The sequence below is a fragment of the Mesorhizobium sp. M7A.F.Ca.MR.362.00.0.0 genome (assembly GCF_004023175.1).
Classification (GTDB): domain Bacteria; phylum Pseudomonadota; class Alphaproteobacteria; order Rhizobiales; family Rhizobiaceae; genus Mesorhizobium.
On sequence record NZ_RZTF01000461.1, the window covers coordinates 2,749 to 4,639 of the forward strand.

The 1,891-nt window shown below is 62.6% G+C and carries 2 protein-coding genes; one reads left to right on the plus strand and one right to left on the minus strand.

Annotated elements, in window-relative coordinates:
* Positions 1–829 (minus strand): recombinase RecA (gene recA / locus EOC06_RS33015; RefSeq protein WP_245470295.1); only part of this gene is annotated, 829 nt, incomplete at its 3' end.
* A gap of 280 nt (positions 830–1,109) precedes the next feature.
* Between recA and EOC06_RS33020 the strand changes: the two genes are divergently transcribed.
* Positions 1,110–1,891 (plus strand): carbohydrate kinase family protein (locus tag EOC06_RS33020; RefSeq protein WP_128309763.1); only part of this gene is annotated, 782 nt, incomplete at its 3' end.

Sequence of the window (1,891 nt, forward strand, 5' to 3'; positions counted from 1 at the left end):
CACCAAACATGATGTCGAATTCGACCACCTTGAAGGGCGGCGCCAGCTTGTTCTTGACCACCTTGACGCGGGTCTGGTTGCCGACAACCTCATCGCGGTCCTTGATCGAGCCGATGCGGCGGATGTCGAGGCGCACCGAAGCGTAGAATTTCAGCGCATTGCCGCCGGTGGTGGTTTCAGGCGAGCCGAACATGACGCCGATCTTCATGCGGATCTGGTTGATGAAGATGACCATGGTGTTGGAGCGCGAAATCGACGCGGTCAGCTTGCGTAGCGCCTGGCTCATAAGGCGGGCCTGCAGGCCGGGCAGCGAATCGCCCATCTCGCCTTCAATTTCGGCGCGTGGCGTCAGCGCCGCGACCGAATCGACCACCAGCACGTCGATGGCGCCGGAGCGCACCAGCGTGTCGCAGATTTCCAGCGCCTGCTCCCCAGTGTCAGGCTGCGAGATCAGAAGGTTTTCGAGATCGACGCCAAGCTTGCGGGCATAGACCGGGTCAAGCGCGTGCTCGGCATCGACGAAAGCGCAGATGCCGCCCTTCTTCTGGGCTTCGGCAACGGTGTGCAGGGCAAGCGTCGTCTTGCCCGAGCTTTCCGGCCCGTAGATCTCGATGATGCGGCCGCGCGGCAGGCCACCGACGCCAAGCGCGATGTCGAGGCCAAGCGAGCCGGTCGGCACCGTTTCAATCTCGACGACCTGATCGTTGGCGCCGAGCCGCATGATCGAGCCCTTGCCGAAAGCCCGCTCGATCTGCGACAGCGCCGCATCCAGAGCCTTTGATTTGTCCACTGCCTTGTCCTCTACCAGCCGCAAAGAATTCTGAGCCATGATACATCACCCCTTGGTCGTCAATGAAGGCCGGACAATCCGTAATCCCTGCCTATTTGTACCTTTTTTGTTCTCATTTGGCAAGAGGGGTCAAATAACTGAAAAACAAGCAATATCCGGATTTGTTCTTTTTTTGTCCAGGGATTCGATCAGGAATGCACCGCACGTTGGGCCAGACGGCTCGGTTGTTTCGACCTGCCGAATCGCCGCCTCGCATGCGAAGCTCCGTCGCACAGCCTAGCGCTTGTGCGGCTGGAATAACAAAGGTCATATCGCCGGCATGCTGAAATCCGCGAAAATACTGGCCATAGGCGGCGCCCATATCGACCGACGCGGCCAGGTGTCCGGCGCTTACGTGCCTGCCGCCTCCAATCCGGGCACAATGCGCGAGGATGTCGGCGGCGGCGTCTTCAATGCTTTGCGCAGCGCCGTGCGGCGCGGCGTCTCCGCGTCGCTGATGTCGGTTCGCGGCGGCGATGCCGCTGCCGATACCGTTTCGCGAGCCATCGCCGAGACAGGCATTACCGACCTGTCGGCGGTCTTCCTCGACCGCACGACGCCGAGCTACACCGCGCTGATCGACATCGAAGGCGAGCTGATCGTCGGCTTTGCCGACATGGCGCTCTATGATTTGGCGTTTCCCAAGCAGATCAGGCGCTCCAAGGTGCGGGAGGTGATCGCCGCCGCCGACGCGATCCTGTGCGACGCCAATCTGCCCTCTTCGGCGCTGGAACGGCTGGTCGCGCTCGCCGCGGGCAAGCCGGTTTTCGCCATTGCCATCTCGCCGGCCAAGGTGGTGCGGCTGATACCGGTGCTGAAGAAGCTCTCGCTGGTCTTCATGAACCGGCGCGAGGCCATGGTGCTGGCCGGCGTCGCCGCGAATGCCAGGCAGCGCGAGGTCGTCGACGGGTTGCGATGCAGCGGCCTCGTCAGTGGCGTGGTGACGGCGGGCGAGGCGCCCGTGCTGGGGTTCGATGAAACAGGCGCCTTTTCGATCATGCCGCCCAATCCCCGAAAGGTCACTGACGTCACCGGGGCCGGTGATGCGCTGGCGGGCGCAAC